This window comes from Rhizobium sp. 007 (genome assembly GCF_015353075.1).
Classification (GTDB): domain Bacteria; phylum Pseudomonadota; class Alphaproteobacteria; order Rhizobiales; family Rhizobiaceae; genus Rhizobium.
Genome location: NZ_CP064187.1, coordinates 1,906,545 through 1,924,173, shown reverse-complemented (window position 1 = coordinate 1,924,173; position 17,629 = coordinate 1,906,545). Strand labels below are relative to the sequence as shown.

Annotated in this window: 16 protein-coding genes; 13 read left to right on the top strand and 3 right to left on the bottom strand. The window is 59.9% G+C overall.

Going from position 1 to position 17,629, the window contains the following annotated elements; all coding sequences use genetic code 11:
• Positions 1-28: 28 nt before the first annotated feature.
• From ISN39_RS09745 to ISN39_RS09715, 7 genes are all read left to right on the top strand, one after another.
• On the top strand, positions 29-346 hold the full coding sequence (locus ISN39_RS09745) for an acyl carrier protein (RefSeq protein ID WP_022715027.1): 318 nt from the start codon (positions 29-31) through the stop codon (positions 344-346).
• Between the two features lie 114 nt (positions 347-460).
• On the top strand, positions 461-943 hold the full coding sequence (locus ISN39_RS09740; RefSeq protein ID WP_074068632.1) for a 3-hydroxyacyl-ACP dehydratase FabZ family protein: 483 nt from the start codon (positions 461-463) through the stop codon (positions 941-943).
• Positions 940-2,145 (top strand): beta-ketoacyl-ACP synthase, encoded by a 1,206-nt coding sequence (locus ISN39_RS09735; RefSeq protein ID WP_194729906.1) that lies wholly within the window; start codon positions 940-942, stop codon positions 2,143-2,145. The genes ISN39_RS09740 and ISN39_RS09735 overlap by 4 nt, the downstream gene beginning before the upstream one ends.
• A gap of 11 nt (positions 2,146-2,156) precedes the next feature.
• A complete protein-coding gene (locus tag ISN39_RS09730; RefSeq protein WP_194729905.1) occupies positions 2,157-3,443 on the top strand; it encodes a beta-ketoacyl-ACP synthase in 1,287 nt (428 codons plus the stop codon).
• A 54-nt stretch (positions 3,444-3,497) separates the two neighbouring features.
• Entirely contained in the window at positions 3,498-4,526 is a 1,029-nt protein-coding gene (locus tag ISN39_RS09725) for a zinc-binding dehydrogenase (protein WP_194729904.1), read from the top strand.
• A 4-nt stretch (positions 4,527-4,530) separates the two neighbouring features.
• Entirely contained in the window at positions 4,531-5,466 is a 936-nt protein-coding gene (locus tag ISN39_RS09720) for a lipid A biosynthesis lauroyl acyltransferase (protein WP_194729903.1), read from the top strand.
• A gap of 189 nt (positions 5,467-5,655) precedes the next feature.
• Positions 5,656-6,363: a PAS domain-containing protein gene (locus tag ISN39_RS09715; protein ID WP_194729902.1), complete on the top strand. Its 708-nt coding sequence runs from the start codon at positions 5,656-5,658 to the stop codon at positions 6,361-6,363.
• Positions 6,364-6,372: 9 nt separating this feature from the next.
• Here the strand turns inward: ISN39_RS09715 and ISN39_RS09710 are convergent, their stop codons facing one another.
• On the bottom strand, positions 6,373-6,729 hold the full coding sequence (locus ISN39_RS09710) for a VOC family protein (RefSeq protein WP_194729901.1): 357 nt from the start codon (positions 6,727-6,729) through the stop codon (positions 6,373-6,375).
• Positions 6,730-6,732: 3 nt separating this feature from the next.
• Positions 6,733-7,131, bottom strand: coding sequence for a polyketide cyclase (locus ISN39_RS09705; RefSeq protein ID WP_074068619.1), 399 nt, complete (start codon positions 7,129-7,131; stop codon positions 6,733-6,735).
• 158 nt (positions 7,132-7,289) lie between these two features.
• Here ISN39_RS09705 and gndA point away from each other — a divergent pair, with 158 nt between their 5' ends.
• Positions 7,290-8,741, top strand: a complete 1,452-nt coding sequence (gndA, locus tag ISN39_RS09700) for an NADP-dependent phosphogluconate dehydrogenase (RefSeq protein WP_194729900.1) — start codon at positions 7,290-7,292, stop codon at positions 8,739-8,741.
• Positions 8,742-9,168: 427 nt separating this feature from the next.
• Here the strand turns inward: gndA and ISN39_RS09695 are convergent, their stop codons facing one another.
• Positions 9,169-10,209, bottom strand: coding sequence for a LacI family transcriptional regulator (locus ISN39_RS09695; RefSeq protein ID WP_074068614.1), 1,041 nt, complete (start codon positions 10,207-10,209; stop codon positions 9,169-9,171).
• A 456-nt stretch (positions 10,210-10,665) separates the two neighbouring features.
• Here ISN39_RS09695 and ISN39_RS09690 point away from each other — a divergent pair, with 456 nt between their 5' ends.
• The 5 genes from ISN39_RS09690 (at position 10,666) to ISN39_RS09670 (ending at position 17,601) form a co-directional block, all read left to right on the top strand.
• The gene (locus ISN39_RS09690) at positions 10,666-11,901 is read left to right on the top strand and encodes an ABC transporter substrate-binding protein (RefSeq protein ID WP_074068612.1); all 1,236 of its coding nucleotides are present in this window, start codon (positions 10,666-10,668) and stop codon (positions 11,899-11,901) included.
• 99 nt (positions 11,902-12,000) lie between these two features.
• Positions 12,001-12,891 carry a sugar ABC transporter permease gene (locus ISN39_RS09685; protein ID WP_074068610.1) on the top strand — a complete coding sequence of 297 codons (891 nt, stop codon included), beginning with the start codon at positions 12,001-12,003 and terminating at the stop codon, positions 12,889-12,891.
• A gap of 12 nt (positions 12,892-12,903) precedes the next feature.
• Positions 12,904-13,821 (top strand): carbohydrate ABC transporter permease, encoded by a 918-nt coding sequence (locus ISN39_RS09680; protein ID WP_074068607.1) that lies wholly within the window; start codon positions 12,904-12,906, stop codon positions 13,819-13,821.
• Positions 13,822-13,823: 2 nt separating this feature from the next.
• Positions 13,824-14,909, top strand: a complete 1,086-nt coding sequence (locus ISN39_RS09675; RefSeq protein WP_074068605.1) for an ABC transporter ATP-binding protein — start codon at positions 13,824-13,826, stop codon at positions 14,907-14,909.
• 232 nt (positions 14,910-15,141) lie between these two features.
• Complete coding sequence (locus ISN39_RS09670; RefSeq protein ID WP_194729899.1) at positions 15,142-17,601, top strand: glycoside hydrolase family 2 protein; 2,460 nt, start codon at positions 15,142-15,144, stop codon at positions 17,599-17,601.
• Positions 17,602-17,629: the final 28 nt, after the last annotated feature.

Here is a 17,629-nt window from a genome sequence, read left to right as displayed (position 1 = left end):
AGCATTGGCTTTTGAAATGGATTTGCCTATGAGGGGGATAAATTCGTCATTGAAAGAGGTACAGCGCGTGACCGCTACATTCGATAAAGTTGCCGACATCATTGCAGAAACCAGCGAGATCGATCGCGAGACGATCACGCCGGAGAGCCATACGATCGACGACCTCGGTATCGATAGCCTCGACTTCCTCGATATCGTTTTCGCCATCGACAAGGAATTCGGCATCAAGATCCCGCTCGAAAAGTGGACGCAGGAAGTCAACGAGGGGAAGGTTTCCACCGAGGAATATTTCGTGCTGAAGAACCTCTGTGCCAAGATCGATGAGCTTCGCGCCGCTAAGGCCTGAGCGACACAGCTATCTTTTTTCTCCGCCCTGCCTCTGCGAACCGTAGCGGCCGGGCGGTTTTGTTCCTAACTAGGCGTATCCGGCGCTCGCTTTCCCGCCGGGCCGGAGGATCCGATGCTGCTGGAATATTTCCAGATGATTGACCGCGTGGAAGCGGTCGACCTCGAAAAGGGTGTGCTCAAGGCGCGTTCCGTTGTGCCGGCGAATAGCCCCGTCTTCGAAGGCCATTTTCCGGGTATGCCGCTCGTTCCGGGCGTGCTTCTCATTGAAACCATGGCGCAGGCCTCGGGCATGCTGGTGCTGGCCGCGACTGATTTTGCCGCGATGCCGTTCCTGATGTCGGTGGATGGCGCCAAGATGCGAACCTTCGTCGAGCCAGAGGCGGTTCTCGACATCGAGGCGTTTCTGGAGCATGACGGGTCCGGTTTTGCCGTGACCAAGGCAAAGATCACGAGCGGCGGCAAGAAGGTCTGCGATGCGCAACTGAAGTTGCGCACCATGCCCTTCAGCGAGGTTCCGCTCGGCGATATCGTGAAAAAGCGCGCGGGCGAGGTCGGCCTGATGGATGCGATCGCCGCGCAGGGAGTAAAGGGATGAGCAAGGCTCAAAATGATGTCGTCATCACCGGCGTCGGTATCGTCACTTGTCAGGGCGTCGGCAAGGATGCGCATGTCGCGCTCTTGACGGCAGGTCGAGCGCCGGAGCCGATCATCGAGACTGAAAAATTCAAGCCCTATCCGGTGCATCCGCTGCCGGAAATCGACTGGTCGCAGCAGATCGCCAAGCGCGGCGACCAGCGCCAGATGGAGAACTGGCAGCGCATCGGCGTTTTTGCCGCCGGCCTGGCGCTCGATGACGCGGGCTTCAAGGAGAATGCGGAAACCTGCGGCAGGATGGACATGATCGTGGCCGCCGGCGGCGGTGAGCGTGACATCAATGTCGATACGCTGATCGTCGACGAGGGCCTGAAGCGCAATGATCGCGAGCTCTTACTCAACGAGAAGCTGACCACGGAACTGCGCCCGACGCTCTTCCTGGCGCAGCTTTCCAACCTCCTTGCCGGCAATATTTCGATCGTCCATAAGGTCACCGGTTCCTCGCGGACGTTCATGGGCGAGGAGGCTGCAGGCATCTCCGCCGTCGAAACCGCATTCTACCGGATCAAGTCGGGCGAATCCTCGCATGCGCTCGTCGGCGGCGCCTTTGCCGCCGAGCGTCAGGACATGATCCTTTTGCCCGAATCGATCGGCGCTCACCTGCAGGGCAAATGGGCGCCGCTTTGGTCGCGCAAGGATACCGAAGGCGGCGGCATGATCCTGGGTTCGGCCGGGGCGTTTCTCGTTCTGGAATCGCGCAAGCACGCGGAAGCGCGGGGGGCGCATATCTATGCGAGGATCGATTCCATCGAGGGCGACCGCGGTAACCGGAATGCCGGAAACCTTGAGGTTCGTCTCGAGCGCCTGCTGCAGCCGGCCAAGAAGCTTGCGCCGGAAACGACTGCGATCTTCTCGGGCTCGACCGGCATGCATGATCTGGCAGAGCGCGAAAAGGCGGTTCTGGAGCATCAGCTTCCGGGCGCGGTCGTCCGCGGCTTCGGCGGCGTGTCCGGCCATGCCATCGAAGCGCAGTTTACCCTTGGACTTGCTTTTGCGGCACTCGCCGTCGACAGCAAAGCGAAGGTGCCGCCTTTCGATGCCGCGCACGAAAAACCGATGAGCGCGAGTACCACGGCCGCTGTCGTCACCGCAGTCGGCCACCAGCGCGGCGAGGGTGTCGCCGTTCTTTCCGCGGATGCGTGAGGAGTGATCAAATGACAGAAGCGACTTACAAGGATCACCTCGGCCGCCCGATCGTCGCGGTCACGGGTATGGGAATCATCACCTCGCTCGGCCAAGGGCTCAAGGACAACTGGGCGGCGCTGACCTCCGGCACTTCCGGGATCCACGGCATCACGCGCTTTCCGACCGACGGGCTCTCGACCCGCATTGCCGGCACTGTTGATTTCATCGACATCCCGGTGCCGAACGCCGTTGAGCGTTCCTACGCCTTCGCCCGCGAAACGACGGTTGAAGCGCTCTGCGATGCCGGTATCTCCGGCGATTTCAACGGTCCGCTCTTTCTCGCCGCGCCGCCGATCGAGCCGGAATGGAGCGCCCGCTTCGATCTCGCCGACCGTTCGCCGCCGTCCGAGCATCCGGGCGATGCCTACGAGCGGTTCCTGGCCGCGATGCGCCAGCGCACGGATGCCGCCTTCCATGAAGCAGCACTCTTCGGCGCGATCTCCGAGCGTCTGGCCGACCGTTTCGGCACGCGCGGGCTGCCGGTGACGCTTTCGACCGCATGTGCTTCTGGCGCCACCGCGATCCAGCTCGGCATCGAGGCGATCCGCCAGGGTCGTACCGATCGCGCCCTTGCGGTTGCGACCGATGGTTCGCTGAGCGCCGAAGCGCTCATCCGTTTTTCGCTGCTTTCCGCGCTGTCGACGCAGAACGATCCGCCGACCAAGGCTTCCAAGCCCTTCAGCAAGGATCGCGACGGTTTCGTCATCGCCGAAGGTGCAGCAACGCTGGTCCTCGAATCACTGGAAGCGGCTGTCGCGCGTGGCGCCAAGGTACTCGGCATCATGAAGGGCGCGGGTGAAAAGGCCGACTCCTTCCATCGCACCCGTTCGTCGCCGGATGGCGGCCCGGCGATCGCGACGATCCGTGCCGCGCTTGCCGATGCCGGCATCGATGAAAGCGGCATCGGCTACATCAATGCTCACGGCACCTCGACGCCGGAAAACGACAAGATGGAATATGGCTCGATGCTTGCCGTCTTCGGCGAGCGCATGGCCTCCATTCCGCTGTCCTCCAACAAGTCGATGATCGGCCATACGCTGACGGCGGCTGGCGCGGTCGAAGCGGTGTTCTCGCTGCAGACCATGCTCACCGGCACGCTGCCGCCGACGATTAACTACAACAACCCGGATCCATCTATCGTTCTCGATGTCGTACCGAACAAGAAGCGCGAACAGCAGGTCTCCGCCGTGCTTTCGAACTCTTTCGGCTTCGGCGGGCAGAACGCCAGCCTTGTCATGGCGCTCGAACCGGCTTAAGCGGTTGCCGACAAAATAAGAGAGAGAAGACGCCTTCGAGGCGAGAGGTTTTTTATGCGCGCTTTGCAACTGATCGATGACCGCAAGCTTGAGATCACCGATCTGCCGGAACCGGATGCTCCGGCTGCCGGTGAGGTGACGCTGCGGGTCAAGGCAGTCGCCCTCAACCATATCGACGTCTGGGGCTGGCGCGGCATGGCATTCGCCAAGCGCAAGATGCCGCTCGTCATCGGCGCGGAGGCCTCGGGCGTCGTGGAGGCGATCGGCCCGGGCGTCGCGAATGTCCTGCCCGGCCAGTTGGTCGCAATCTACGGCGCGCGCACCTGCGGTCTCTGCCGTCCGTGCAGCGAAGGCCGCGACAATCTCTGCGAACACGTCTCCGGCGTCCATGGCTTCCATCTTGACGGCTTTGCGCAGGAGAAGGTGAACCTTCCGGCCCGCCTGCTCGTTCCGGCACCGCCCGGCGTCGATGCCATCGGCGCGGCTCTGGCGCCCGTCACCTTCGGGACCGTCGAGCACATGCTCTTCGACAATGCCAAGCTCGAACCCGGCGAGACGATCCTCGTGCATGCCGGCGGTTCGGGCATCGGCACGGCGGCAATCCAGCTCGCCAAGAAGATCGGTTGCACCGTGATCACCACCGTCGGCTCGGACGACAAGATCGAGAAGGCAAAGGCGCTCGGCGCCGATCACGTCATCAATTACCGCAAGGACCGCTTCGAGGGCGTCGTGCGCAAGCTCACGAAAAAAAAGGGCGTCGATGTCGTCTTCGAACACGTGGGCAAGGACACCTGGGCGGGCTCGATGCTGTGCATGAAGCGCGGCGGCCGCCTCGTCACCTGCGGCTCGACGTCGGGCGTTTCCACCGACATGAACCTGATGATGCTCTTCCAGCAGCAGCTGAAGCTGCTCGGCTCCTTCGGCTGCCGCATCGAGAATATGGCGAATGCCATGCAGAAGATGGGCCGCGGCCTCGTTCATCCGGTCATCGACACCGAAGTCAGCTTCGACGATATCGACCGTGCGCTCGAACGCATGGAATCCCGCCAGATCTTCGGCAAGATCATCCTGAAGATGGACTGAACCGGTGAAGCTCTTCCTCACCCGGATCGTTCTGAAGCTCGAGCATTTCCGCCAATGGCTGATCGCTCAGCTGGCCTTTGGCTTCATGAATTTCCTGAAGCTGTTTCCGGCAGATAGCGCGATCCGATTTGCTGATTGGCTGACCCGCAAGATCGGTCCGCACACGTCGCGCCACAAGCTGATGCTCTTCAACCTGCGCAACGCCTTCCCCGAGAAGGGTGGGGCCGAGCTAGAAGAAATCGCCCTGGCGAGTTGGGGCAATATGGGAAGGCTCGCCGCCGAATACGTCTTTCTGGACCGTTTGTTCGATTTCGATCCGGAAAGGACCGATCCGGGCAGGGTGGAGGTCTCGGGCATCCCGATCTTCCTCGACCTGCGGGACAATCCCCGGCCGTTCATCGTCTTTACGGCGCATACGGGCAATTTCGAACTCCTGCCCGTCAGCAGCGCTGCCTTCGGTCTGCATGTGACGGTTCTCTTCCGTCCGCCGAACAATCCTTATGTCGCCCAGAAGGTCTTCGATTTCCGCAGCGCCCGCATGGGCAAGCTCGTGCCGTCGCATGCCGGCTCGGCCTTTGCGCTGGCGCGTCAGCTCGAAGCCGGGCAGGGTGTCGGCGTTCTCGTCGATCAGAAGTTCCGCAAAGGGCTGAAGACCACCTTTTTCGGCCTGGACACGAAGACGAACCCGCTCTTGCCGAAACTCGTCCGCCAGTTCAACTGCGAGGTTTATCCTGCGCGCTGCATCCGGCTTCCCGGCAACCGCTATCGGCTGGAGATCGAGCCGAAGCTGGACATGCCGCGCGACGAGAAGGGCAATCTCGACCTGACGGCGACCGCTCAGATGCTGAACGACAAGGTCGAAAGCTGGGTGCGGGAATACCCGGCCCAATGGCTCTGGTACCACGACCGGTGGAAGGTAAAGCACGAAGTTCTTAAGTGAAGGGCTTTCAACCTCTCATATCTCATCCACTAAAACCCATGTGCCGTCCACGTTGAACGTGAATCCTAATCATGTTATCCGTCGCTACTAGGGCGAGTAGCGGGATTCATGTTTATGTCATATGCGTTGAATTCTGCCAAAGCGAGGAGAATGTGAATCCCTTTGGAGAATAAGGGATCTGGAGGCGCCTTGCTCGAGCTTTTGCAAGCTTTCTCATCACGCTGCTCGCAGATCGAAGAGGCAATTCGTCTTGGCGACGATCGGCGTGTTGCAACTCTTGATGGTGGTCTCGATCTTTTGGTCCAAACAATTGTGGACCATCACGCGTCCAACCTGATGGAGATGTACATGCAGCTTCAGTTTGTCGGCTATCTGCTGCAGCAGGATGCCGATGACGCTGCCAGCGTCAGCCATCACTCAGCCATGCTCATATCCCTTTTGGAGCGCTATTTCGGCGCGCTGCCGCGTGCGGATTTCGCGTTGCCGCGGGAATTGCCGCTACCTGCACCGAAGGCCTATGTGCCCAATGTCGACAACGGGAATTTTCTCAATTCGGCGATTCTCGAGACGTTGCCGGATCGTGTTGCGGTGCTCACGCGCGACTACCGCTATCTTTATTCCAATCCGGTGAACTGTGCATATCTCGGACGAAGGCCGATCGACATGATCGGCCGCCATGTGATGGAATTCATCGGCGAGGAACAGTTCGTGGCACAAGCGAAAGCCAACTTCGACGCCTGCTTCGCGGGGCAGCATGTCGAATACAACTACGAACAGCGCGGTGAAAGCAGGCGCACGCGTTGCCGCATGTCGCCGCTGCGCGACCTGTCCGGGCAAGTTCTAGGTGCGCTTGTCGTGCTGGAATCTGCCGATGCGATCTCGACAATCGCTGCCTAGCTTCCGGCTTTAAGTCTTGCTCCACACGGCCAGTTCGTAGGCATCCTTGTCAAGGAAGTGAAACCGCCGGCCGCCCGGAAAGGCGGTGATCGGCTTTACGATCTTGCCTCCGGCCTGTTCGACCTTCTCCAGCGCTTCCTCAAGTTTGTCGGCGTATAGGATCACAAGCGGGCCACCACCCGGGCGCGGCGGTTGGATATTTGTGAAGCCGCCCGTCAGGCGGCCGTCATTGAATTCGCAATAGCTGGGGCCATAATCGGTGAAACTCCAACCAAATGCGTTACCGTAGAAGGCCTTTGCCGCCGCTATGTCGGCGACGTTGAATTCAATGTAGTCGATCTTCAGGTCGTTTGCGCTTTTTTCCATCGGTTATATCTCCATCAGCGATTTTAAGGCGCCGAGGTCCTTCTGCACATGGGCGGCATCAGCGGCGAACTGGTCGTCCGTCATGCCTGGCTGTTTCAACAGCGTGAACATCACCTCGCAGCCGTCGCCGTTCGGCACGATTCGCAGCGCGTTGTAGACCCGTAGTCCGCTTTCGATTGTTACCGTATGGTCGATGACGCCGAACTCGTTGTGCGGGACGAAGCTCACACGCACCGTTCCCAGAGGACCGTGCGCGATCCAGTCGCTTCCTTGCGGTTCGAGGCCGGAGGCCAGCCCCGAGGCCCAGAGCGACATGTTTTCCGGCTTGCCGGCAAAGTCGTAGACCTCCTTCCAGTACCGATTGATCGAGCAGTGAACAATTTTGGCAGGCAGGGTGCTCATCGGATTTTCCTTGGTGTTTCCTCCGCCGATAATAGCAGACAGGAAGGCGGCGTATTGAAGAAACGGCCGGTCAGCCTCCGAACTGTGCGCTGCCGAACTGATCGGCGTCCTTCCAGACTTGCCGTTTTTCCCGGAGAGTGCCACAACACCGGTCCAAAATGACTCATCGGAGGTGTATCGTGGAAAAGGCAGAAATCGGGCTGATCGGCCTTGCCGTCATGGGTTCCAACCTGGCACTCAACATTGCGGAAAAAGGCAACAAGATTGCAGTCTTCAACCGCACTCCCGAAAAGACGGACGAGTTCTACGAAAGCGCCGGTGATCTCAAGAAGCAGATCGTCCCCTGCAAGACCATCGAGGAATTCGTCGAGGCCATCCGCCCGCCGCGTCCGATCATCATCATGATCAAGGCGGGCGAGGCTGTCGACCAGCAGATGGAAGCGCTGCGGCCGCACCTTTCCAAAGGCGACATCATGATCGATGCCGGCAACGCCAATTTCCGTGACACGATCGCCCGTTTCGACCGCCTCAAGGATACCGAGCTGACCTTCATCGGCATGGGGGTATCCGGCGGTGAAGAAGGCGCCCGCCACGGCCCGTCGATCATGGTCGGCGGTACCGAAGACTCCTGGAAGCGCGTTGAGAAGGTTCTGACCTCGATTGCCGCCAAGTACAACGGCGATCCCTGCGTCGCCTGGCTCGGCAACGATGGTGCGGGTCACTTCGTCAAGACGATCCACAATGGCATCGAATACGCCGACATGCAGATGATCGCCGAAATCTACGGCATCCTGCGCGACGGCCTCGGCAAGAGCGCCGGCGAAATCAGCAACATCTTCGGCGAATGGAACAAGGGCCGCCTGAATTCCTACCTCATCGAAATCTCCGAAAAGGTGCTGGCGGCGACCGATCCCGTGTCCGGGGGGCCGATGGTTGACATGATCCTCGACAAGGCCGGCCAGAAGGGCACCGGCAAGTGGTCGGCGATCGAAGCACAGAACATGGGCATTCCGGCGACCGCTATCGAAGCTGCCGTTGCGGCGCGCAGCATCTCCTCGATGAAGGACCAGCGCGAAGCCGCCGAGAGAATCTTCGGAAAGCCGAAATACGATTTCCCGATCGCCTACGGTCAGGACCTCGACAAGGATCTGGAACTGGCGTTGTTTGCCGCCAAGATCGGCGCATATGCGCAGGGCTTTGCCGTGATGGCGGAGGCTTCCCGCGAGTTCAACTGGTCGCTGCCGATGCCGGTGATCGCCAAGATCTGGCGGGCCGGCTGCATCATCCGCTCGCAGTTCCTGGACGAAATCACCAGCGCTTTCACCAAGGCGCCGGATGCGGCAAACCTCATCGTCACGCCGGCCTTCTCCGAAATGGTCAAGGAATCGATCCCGTCGCTTCGCCGCGTCGTTGCGGCAGCACTTGCGGCCGCCCTGCCGGTTCCGGCGCTCACCTCGGCGCTCACCTATTTCGACGCCTACCGCCAGGGCCGCGGCACTGCGAACCTCATCCAGGCCCAGCGCGACTTCTTCGGCGCCCACGGCTTCGACCGCCTCGATGGCAAGGATTTCCACCATGGCCCATGGGGCAGCGGCGCTTCGACGTTCTGAGGTATCGATCGAACAAGGAAAAAGCCCGGTTTCGATCGGGCTTATTTTATTTTGAACATACCGAAGCAGGATCATGGAGCTGCGCTGCTTGTCCGCTTCCCGTGGTCTCTTCCACATTTGCTTTCCTGCGGCCTCATCAAGTCAGTCGGTGAGGAGCGAGGAAAAACGACATGCCATCAGCCTTGAGGGTCGCGCCGTGCGATCTTGCGCCTTAGGTGAGCTTGATTGCCAGAAGTATTGGCACCGTCTCAACACACTCCAAGTTGCCGCGAGCAGCGTTCACCCTTAACCACTGAGGCGGGAGAGGGAGTGTCCAGCCAGGATAGCCGCATCGGATAACTCCGCGAAAAGCGCGCGCCAGCTTTTCCGTGCCGAACTGCGGCGAAGAAGGATAATTCGGCGCCTCTGCACCAGGAAACGTGACCGCCTATCTGCGATCGTCCGGCCAGACCGGCTTGCTGATGCTCTGCAGCAGTTCCGGCTCAATGCCATCGATGCGGGCGATGACGGCCTTGGCCAGTTCGCGGCCGGCGTGGCGAACGTCTTCATTGGCGGTGATGATCTCGGGCCTGATCCAGTTCAGGATCGGCGCGGACTGCTTTGAAACCATGTCGATATCGTAGCCGACGCGCTTACTTGTCGCCTCGATGCCGGCGTTGACGGCAATAGCGGCACTTCCGGCCGAACAGACGATGCCGTCGGGCGCGTTCGGCATGCGCATCATCGCTTCGACCGCGGTCTTGACCTCCTCCAGCGGCGTATCGGTGTTGACGCGCAGGGGGACTTCCTCGGCGCCATAGTCGTGAAGACCGGTCTGGAAGCCAATCCTCGTATGGGCATAGTAAGTGAGCTTGCTCGCCGGCTGGAGCAGAGCGATGCGCCTGCGGCCGCGCTCGACGAGCCTCTTCACCGCCTCGTGCGCGAAGGATTCGTTGTCGAAATCGTGATAGGGGTGGACCAGTCCCGCATCTGTCCGGCCATGCGTCGCGAAGGGCATGTTCTGCTCGGCGAGCAGCCGCACGCGCGGATCGTCGGGCTCGATGCGGGAAATAATGACGCCATCGGCAGAGCCAGTGTCCAGGATGTAGCGCACCGGCAGCATCGGGTCTTTGCTGTGCGAGTGCGGTGTCACGACGATGTGGTACGGCGTGCCGGTCAGCACCTCGGAAATACCGAAGACCATCTGGCTCGAGAAACCCATGATCTCTTCGTCGATGGAAAGAACGAGCGCGATGACATTGGTCTTACCGGTCCTGAGGCGTACGCCGGCGCGGTTCGGCTGGTAGCCGAGCTGGCGGGCGACCATACGCACGCGCTCCTTGGTCTCCGCGCCGATATCCGGTGCGTCCTTGAGTGCGCGCGAAACCGTGGTAATGCCCAGGCCCGTCATGAAGGCGATTGTCTTCAGCGTCGGCCGTTCGCGCTGGATAGCCGCTGCCGCTCCCCCGGAATTTCCCTTGTTTTCCATCCCTTTATGTCACCCTCGTGCGATTTCGGTCCGCTTATAGAATGTTTTTCGTAAAGCCGTAAGCACATTCCCCGCTGAACAACACTCCTCACTTGAGCCATTAAATCTGTAACGATACAGTGGAGATGTCGAGCACTTTTTATGATGTTCGCACCATCACTAGACGCTTAGGTTGAATTGCGGTTTCAAGCTTGGATCTTTGCAATTGCGAAGGCGATTTCTTCAGACGACATGCGCCATAATAGAAATTAATATATAATATCAATATATTGCTCCGTTCGTCATCATGCAATCTTGAATGCCCAACCTAACGCCATATGTCGCGGAGTTGTGAAGCAAGAACAGGCATGGGTAGCAATGGCGAGTTTCGCATAGAATTTTGACAGCGGGCTGTTGCGCCAAAATGTCGATTGCACTAAGTTTTTCCGGCAACGTTTCAGTGAGGGAGGAGAACTCATGAATTTTCGTTCGATGGCGGCTGTGCTTGCCGCTTCCGTCGTGCTGCCGCTTGGCGCGGCCAACGCGACCGATCTCGAAGTCACCCATTGGTGGACATCCGGCGGTGAAGCTGCCGCCGTCAAGGTCCTTGCCGACAGCTTCAATGCGAGTGGCAACAAGTGGGTCGACGGCGCTATTGCCGGTTCCGGCACCACCGCCAACCCGATCATCATTAGTCGAATTCTCGGCGGCAACCCCATGGGCGCTACCCAGATGAACACCGGCCGCGACGCCGAGGAACTCATCAAGGCAGGCCTCATGACGGATCTGACGCCCCTTGCCGAGGAGGAACATTGGAAGGACGTCATCCGTCCGGCCAAGCTGCTCGACGCCTGCGTCTATGAAGGCAAGATCTATTGCGTGCCGATCAACATCCACTCCTGGCAGTGGATGTGGCTCAACCGCCACGTCTTCGAAGACAACGGCATGGCTGTTCCAAAAAACTGGGACGAGCTCGCAGCCGACGCGCCGAAGCTGAAGGAGAAGGGCATCACGCCGCTCGCCACCGGCGCCCCGTGGCAGGTCGAAGGCATCCGCAACGTCATGCAGGCCGGCATCGGCGGCAAAGACCTCTACTTGCAGATCAACGACAAGAAGAGCGAAGAGGCCGTTCGCAGCGATCAGAACAAGAAGGTCTGGACCGCATTCGCCCAGGCCCGCGATATGGTCGATCCGGCTTATTCCGGCCGCGACTGGAACGTTGCCACCAACATGGTGATCGAGGGCAAGGCTGCCGCTCAGATCATGGGCGATTGGGCGCAGGGTGAATTCGGCGTCGCGAAGAAGGTTGCCGGCACCGACTACGATTGCCTGCCCGGTCTCGGCTTCAATGCGCAGCTCGATACGGGCGGCGACGCCTTCTATTTCCCGAAGAACAGCAATCCGGAAATCACCAAGGCGCAGCTTGAACTTGCCAAGTTGCTTCTCTCTAAGGAAGTCCAGGTCAAATTCAATCTGGTCAAGGGTTCGCTGCCGGTTCGAGGCGACGTCGATCTCGAAGCTGCGAACGCCTGCATGAAGAAGGGCATCGAAATCCTGTCGGACCTCAACAACGTTCTGCCTTCGACCGAGCAGATGCTCGATTCCGATACGCAGGGCCAGCTGCAGGATCTCGCGCTCGAATTCTTCAGCTCCAAGATGTCTGTGGACGATGCAATCGATCGTCAGGCCGACATCATCTCGCAGGCCCAGTAAGGCCACAGACGCTCTCATAACTTGAGACGGTTTTATGGGGCGCGAGCGGACACAGCTTTCCAGTCTGGTCGCGCCCCTGACCGCCAACAGGAGGTATTGATGGCTCATGCCGGCCGGCCGTTTGGCCTATTGCGCAACCTCAATGCGAAGGTCGCAGCAATCCCTATGATGCTGACCGTCATCGTGATTTTCATCGGTTGCACGCTTTGGACCGTTTTCTACTCGTTCACGTCGTCGCGGCTGCTACCGACGAGCGATTTCGTGGGCGTTGACCAGTACAGCCGCCTCTTCGGCAATTCGCGCTGGAACCAGTCGGTTCTCAATCTTGCCACCTACGGCGTCTGCGTGCTGACATTCGTCTTCATCATCGGCTTCCTGCTGGCTGTTCTCATCGATCAGAAGATCAGGTTCGAGAACACATTCCGCACGATCTTTCTCTATCCGTTCGCCCTGTCGTTCATCGTGACGGGGCTCGTCTGGCAGTGGATTCTCGATCCCGGCCTCGGAGTGCCGAAGGTTTTGAACGATCTTGGTCTTCCGGGGGGCAGCCTCGCGCTGCTCGGCGACAAGAATACCGTCATCTATGCGCTCGTCATCGCCGGCCTCTGGCAGGGGACGGGGCTGGTCATGGTGTTGATGCTTGCCGGCCTGCGCGGCATCGATTCCGAAATCTGGAAGGCGGCGCGCGTAGACGGCATTCCGGCGTGGCGCACATACCTCTTCATCATCATTCCAATGATGCGCGGCGTCTTCGTCACCACACTGGTGATCGTCGCTTCCGGCATCGTACGCGTCTATGACCTCGTCGTCGCAATGACGCAGGGCGGACCCGGCTTTGCATCGGAAGTGCCCGCCAAGTACGTCTATTCGTTCATGTTCGAGCGCGCCAATCTCGGGCAGGGCCTTGCGGCTTCGACCGTGATGCTCGTCACCGTCTTCATCATCCTGGTTCCGTGGGCTCTCGCCGAGTTCCGCCAGAAGCGATCCTGAGGGAGCACGATCATGGCCATAGCCACCACCACCAACAGCATCGCCAGCGTCGTCGAGCCGGCAGGCGCAAGGCCGCGTCGCATGTTCGCGCCCTCGACCATCATCCTCTACAGCATCCTGACAGTCGCCGCGCTTTATTATCTTCTGCCGCTCTATGTGATGGTCGTGACCTCCCTCAAGGACATGACAGAAATCCGCATGGGCAATATCTTCGCTCCGCCGGTGCAGATCACCTTCGAGCCCTGGGTCAAGGCATGGAGCCAGGCCTGTACAGGCCTTGATTGCTCCGGCATCAGCGTCGGCTTCTGGAAGTCGGTCAAGATCACCATTCCGAGCGTCATTATTTCCGTGGCGATCGCCTCGGTGAATGGCTACGGCCTGTCCTACTGGCGCTTCAAGGGTTCGGAAGTCTTCTTTACGATCCTGCTTTTCGGCGCTTTCATCCCCTATCAGGTGATGCTCTATCCGCTCGTCATCATCATGCGCGAGCTCGGCATCTTCTCGACCATCTGGGCCGTCGTCCTGGTGCACACGATCTTCGGCATGCCGATCAACACGTTGCTCTTCCGAAATTATTTCGCATCACTGCCTCCCGAACTCTTCAAGGCTGCGCGTGTGGATGGGGCAGGGTTCTGGCAGGTGTTCTTCCGCATCATGCTGCCGATGTCGCTGCCGATCTTCGTCGTGTCGATGATCATCCAGATCACCGGTATCTGGAACGACTTCCTGTTCGGCGTGATCTTTGCCGGCAACCAGAATTTCCCGATGACGGTGCAGCTCAACAACATCGTCAACGCCGTTCAGGGCGTGAAGGAATACAACGTCAACATGGCCGCAACGCTGCTCACCGGTGCGGTGCCGCTTATCGTCTACTTCGTGTCCGGACGTCTCTTCGTCCGCGGTATCGCCGCTGGCGCAGTGAAAGGTTGATCATGAACACAAGCGTTTCCATCAAAGATCTGTCGCTGAATTTCGGCGCCGTCAGCGTCCTCAAGGACCTGAACCTCGACATTAACGACGGCGAATTCCTGGTCCTGCTCGGCTCGTCGGGCTGCGGCAAGTCCACGCTGCTCAACTGCATCGCCGGGCTGCTTGATGCATCCGCGGGACAGATCTTCATCAAGGGCAAGAACGTCACCTGGGAAGAGCCCAAGGACCGCGGCATCGGCATGGTGTTCCAGTCCTATGCGCTCTACCCGCAGATGAGTGTCGAGAAGAACCTGTCCTTCGGACTTCGCGTTGCAAAGGTGCCGCAGGCCGAGATCGACAAGCGCGTGGCGCGCGCCTCCGAAATCCTGCAGATCCAGCCGCTTTTGAAGCGCAAGCCCGCCGAACTGTCCGGCGGCCAGCGCCAGCGCGTGGCGATCGGCCGCGCACTGGTGCGCGATGTCGATGTGTTCTTGTTCGACGAGCCGCTGTCTAACCTCGATGCCAAGCTGCGTTCGGAATTGCGCGTCGAGATCAAGCGCCTGCACCAGTCGCTGAAAAACACGATGATCTACGTCACCCACGACCAGATCGAGGCGCTGACGCTGGCAGACCGCATCGCGATCATGAAAAGCGGCATCATTCAGCAGCTCGACGATCCGACGACCATCTACAACAGGCCGCGCAATCTTTTTGTCGCAGGCTTCATCGGCTCGCCGTCAATGAACTTCCTGCACGGCGAGCTGACCAAGAACAGCGACAAGACGGTGTTCAGATCTAACGGCGTCAGCTTCTCGCTCGACGGCTATGATGCGGCTCAACCGCTGCAATCGGGCCGCAAGGTGGTGCTCGGCGTGCGCCCGGAGCACATCAAGGTCGACGAAAATCTCGGCCCCGAAGTGCATGATGCGACCGTCGACATCGAGGAGCCGATGGGCGCCGACAACCTCCTCTGGCTGAAGCACGCCGGTCACACGATGTCGGTGCGCATCAATGGCGCGCGCCGCTTCAAGGTGGGAACACCGGTGAAGCTCAGCTTCGACATGTCGCTGGCATCGCTCTTCGATGCTGAGACGGAGGAGAGAATTTAGGAGGCGGCGAGTGTGCGGTGGGCGAGGGCGGTAGCCAGCCCCTCATTCGCCTGCCTGGCACCTTCTTCCCGCAGACTGGGAGAAGCAGATATGCCGCAGCGCCTTCCCCGATCGCAATATTGCGTTCGGCAAATTCCCTCTCCCCGCAGGCGGGGCGAGGGCTAGGGTGAGGGGCAGTCACGTGCTCCTGGGCAAGCGAGGGCATCCTCGTTCCAATGTTCGAGATCAGAGAATGACCACGTCCAATACTTCGTCCATCGATCTTTCCGGTTCCTGGCAACTCGCCTCCGCTGAAGGCGAAGTCACCACATCGATCACGCTTCCGGGCGACCTCCATACGGCGCTTCACGCGGCAGAGCTCATTCCGGATCCCTATTTCGGCCGCAACGAAGAGCAGGTTCAGTGGGTCGCGCATCGGGATTGGGTGCTCGAGCGAAGCTTCCAGCTCGATGATGCCGAAGGCGACTGGTATCTCGACATCGATTACCTCGACACCGTTGCCTCTGTCTTTATCAACGGCTTCGTCGTGCTAGCGGCCGACAATTGCTTTCGCCGCTACCGGCCGGATGTTTCGAGCATGTTGAAGGGAGGTGAAAACACGATCCGCGTCGTGCTGCATTCGAGCATTGCCGCCGGCGCAGAGCGGCAGGGCAGGCAGCCTTTCTACGTACCCTATCACCCGGGCAACTCGCCGATCGCCAACGGCAATATGCTGCGCAAGCCGCAATGCCATTTCGGCTGGGACTGGAACATCGCGATCGCGCCGCTCGGGCTTTATGGCACGATCGCACTGAAGAAACTCGAGACGGCGCGCATCGAGCACGTCACGACGCGCCAGACGCATAGCCTCGACGGCAGCGTCGAACTGCAGGTCACGGCAACGCTCTTCGCGAAGGACCCCGGCATCGTGCCGGTGCACTTCGCGCTCGACGGCGAACGTATCCGACTCGATGTCGGTGTCAATGCCGGCGAGACGGTGGTCAATCATATCTTCTATGTCGAAAAACCGCGACTGTGGTGGCCTTCCGGCAGCGGCGAGCAGGCGCTTTATGCGCTGACCGTCGATCTGCCGTCAGATGTGGTGACGAAGCAGATCGGCCTTCGCACCGTCGAACTCATCACTACGCCGGATGCGGCCGGCAGCCGCTTCGCTTTCAAGGTCAACGGCCGCGAGATCTTCTGCCGAGGTGCGAACTGGATTCCGGCGGATGCGCTGTTTTCGCTGTCGTCGCCGGAGAAGACGGAGGACCTGCTGCAGTCGGCAAAAGCTGCGAACATGAACATGATCCGCGTCTGGGGTGGCGGCTTTTACGAGCACGACTGGTTCTATGACCTGTGCGACCGGCTCGGCCTCATGGTCTGGCAGGATTTCATGTTTGCCTGCAACCTCTATCCCTCGACAGAAGACTTCCTCGACGATGTCGCGCTCGAAGTCGACTATCAGGTCAAACGCCTGGCCTCGCATCCCTCGATCGCGCTCTGGTGCGGCGATAACGAACTGGTCGGTGCGCTTACCTGGTTCGACGAGTCGAAGCGGGACCGCGACCGCTATCTCGTCTCCTATGATCGGCTGAACCGCACGATCGAGCAGGCGATGAAGAAGGCGGCGCCAGGTGCGATCTGGTGGCCGTCGAGCCCGGCCTCCGGCTATCTGGATTTCGGCGACGCCTGGCATGCAGATGGCTCCGGCGACATGCACTACTGGTCGGTCTGGCACGAAAACAAGTCGTTCGACAATTACCGCTCGGTGCGGCCGCGTTTCTGCTCCGAATTCGGTTTCCAGTCCTATACCTCACTGCCGGTCATCAAGACTTATGCCGATAAGAGGGACTTGAACATCGCGTCGCCGGTGATGGAGTTGCATCAAAAGAATGCCGGCGGCAATGAGCGGATCGCGGGCACGATGTTCCGCTATTTCCGCTTCCCCAAGGACTTTCCGAACTTCGTCTATCTCAGCCAGATCCAGCAGGGGCTGGCGATCAAGACGGCGGTGGAATATTGGCGGTCGCTCAAACCCCATTGCATGGGCACGATCTACTGGCAGCTCAATGACACCTGGCCGGTCGCGTCCTGGTCGAGCCTCGACTACGGCGGGCGCTGGAAGGCGATGCACTATCTCGTCAAGCGATTCTTCCAGCCGGTCGCCGTGGCCGCCATTCCATCGGAGGACGGCAAAACGATCCGATTCTCGCTGGTCAACGACACGCTTTCGGAGGTCAGCGCCGATCTATCGATTTCCATTCTGACGATGAAGGGCGAGCGCAGGCACCTGAAGGATATCCAAGCCGTCTGCACGCCGGATGCTGCCGTGACGGCAACGGCGATCAATGTCTCGGATATCCCCGAGGGCACGCTGCTTGGGTGGCGCTTCACGGCGTCGAACGGCATGGGCGGTGAGGGGCACTACGTTCACGGCACCTACAAGGCACTCGAATTGGAGCCTGCCGGTCTCCAGGTGACCCGCGAATATGTCGAGGAAGACGGCTCGGTCTGCCTCAATGTCACCGCCAAGGGACTGGCGCTGTTCGTGATGATCGAGACCGAGACCGACGGCAAATATTCCGACAATGCCTTCGATCTGGCAGCTGGCGAGACCCGCCGCATCCTCTTTACCCCGGCAAAGCCGCTCCAAGACGGCGAGCTTCCGGACTTCCGTTTCTACGACCTGCATTCCTGCCAGTCCGCAGATTGATTTTGAGAAAGGGCACGAGGCCCGAGGA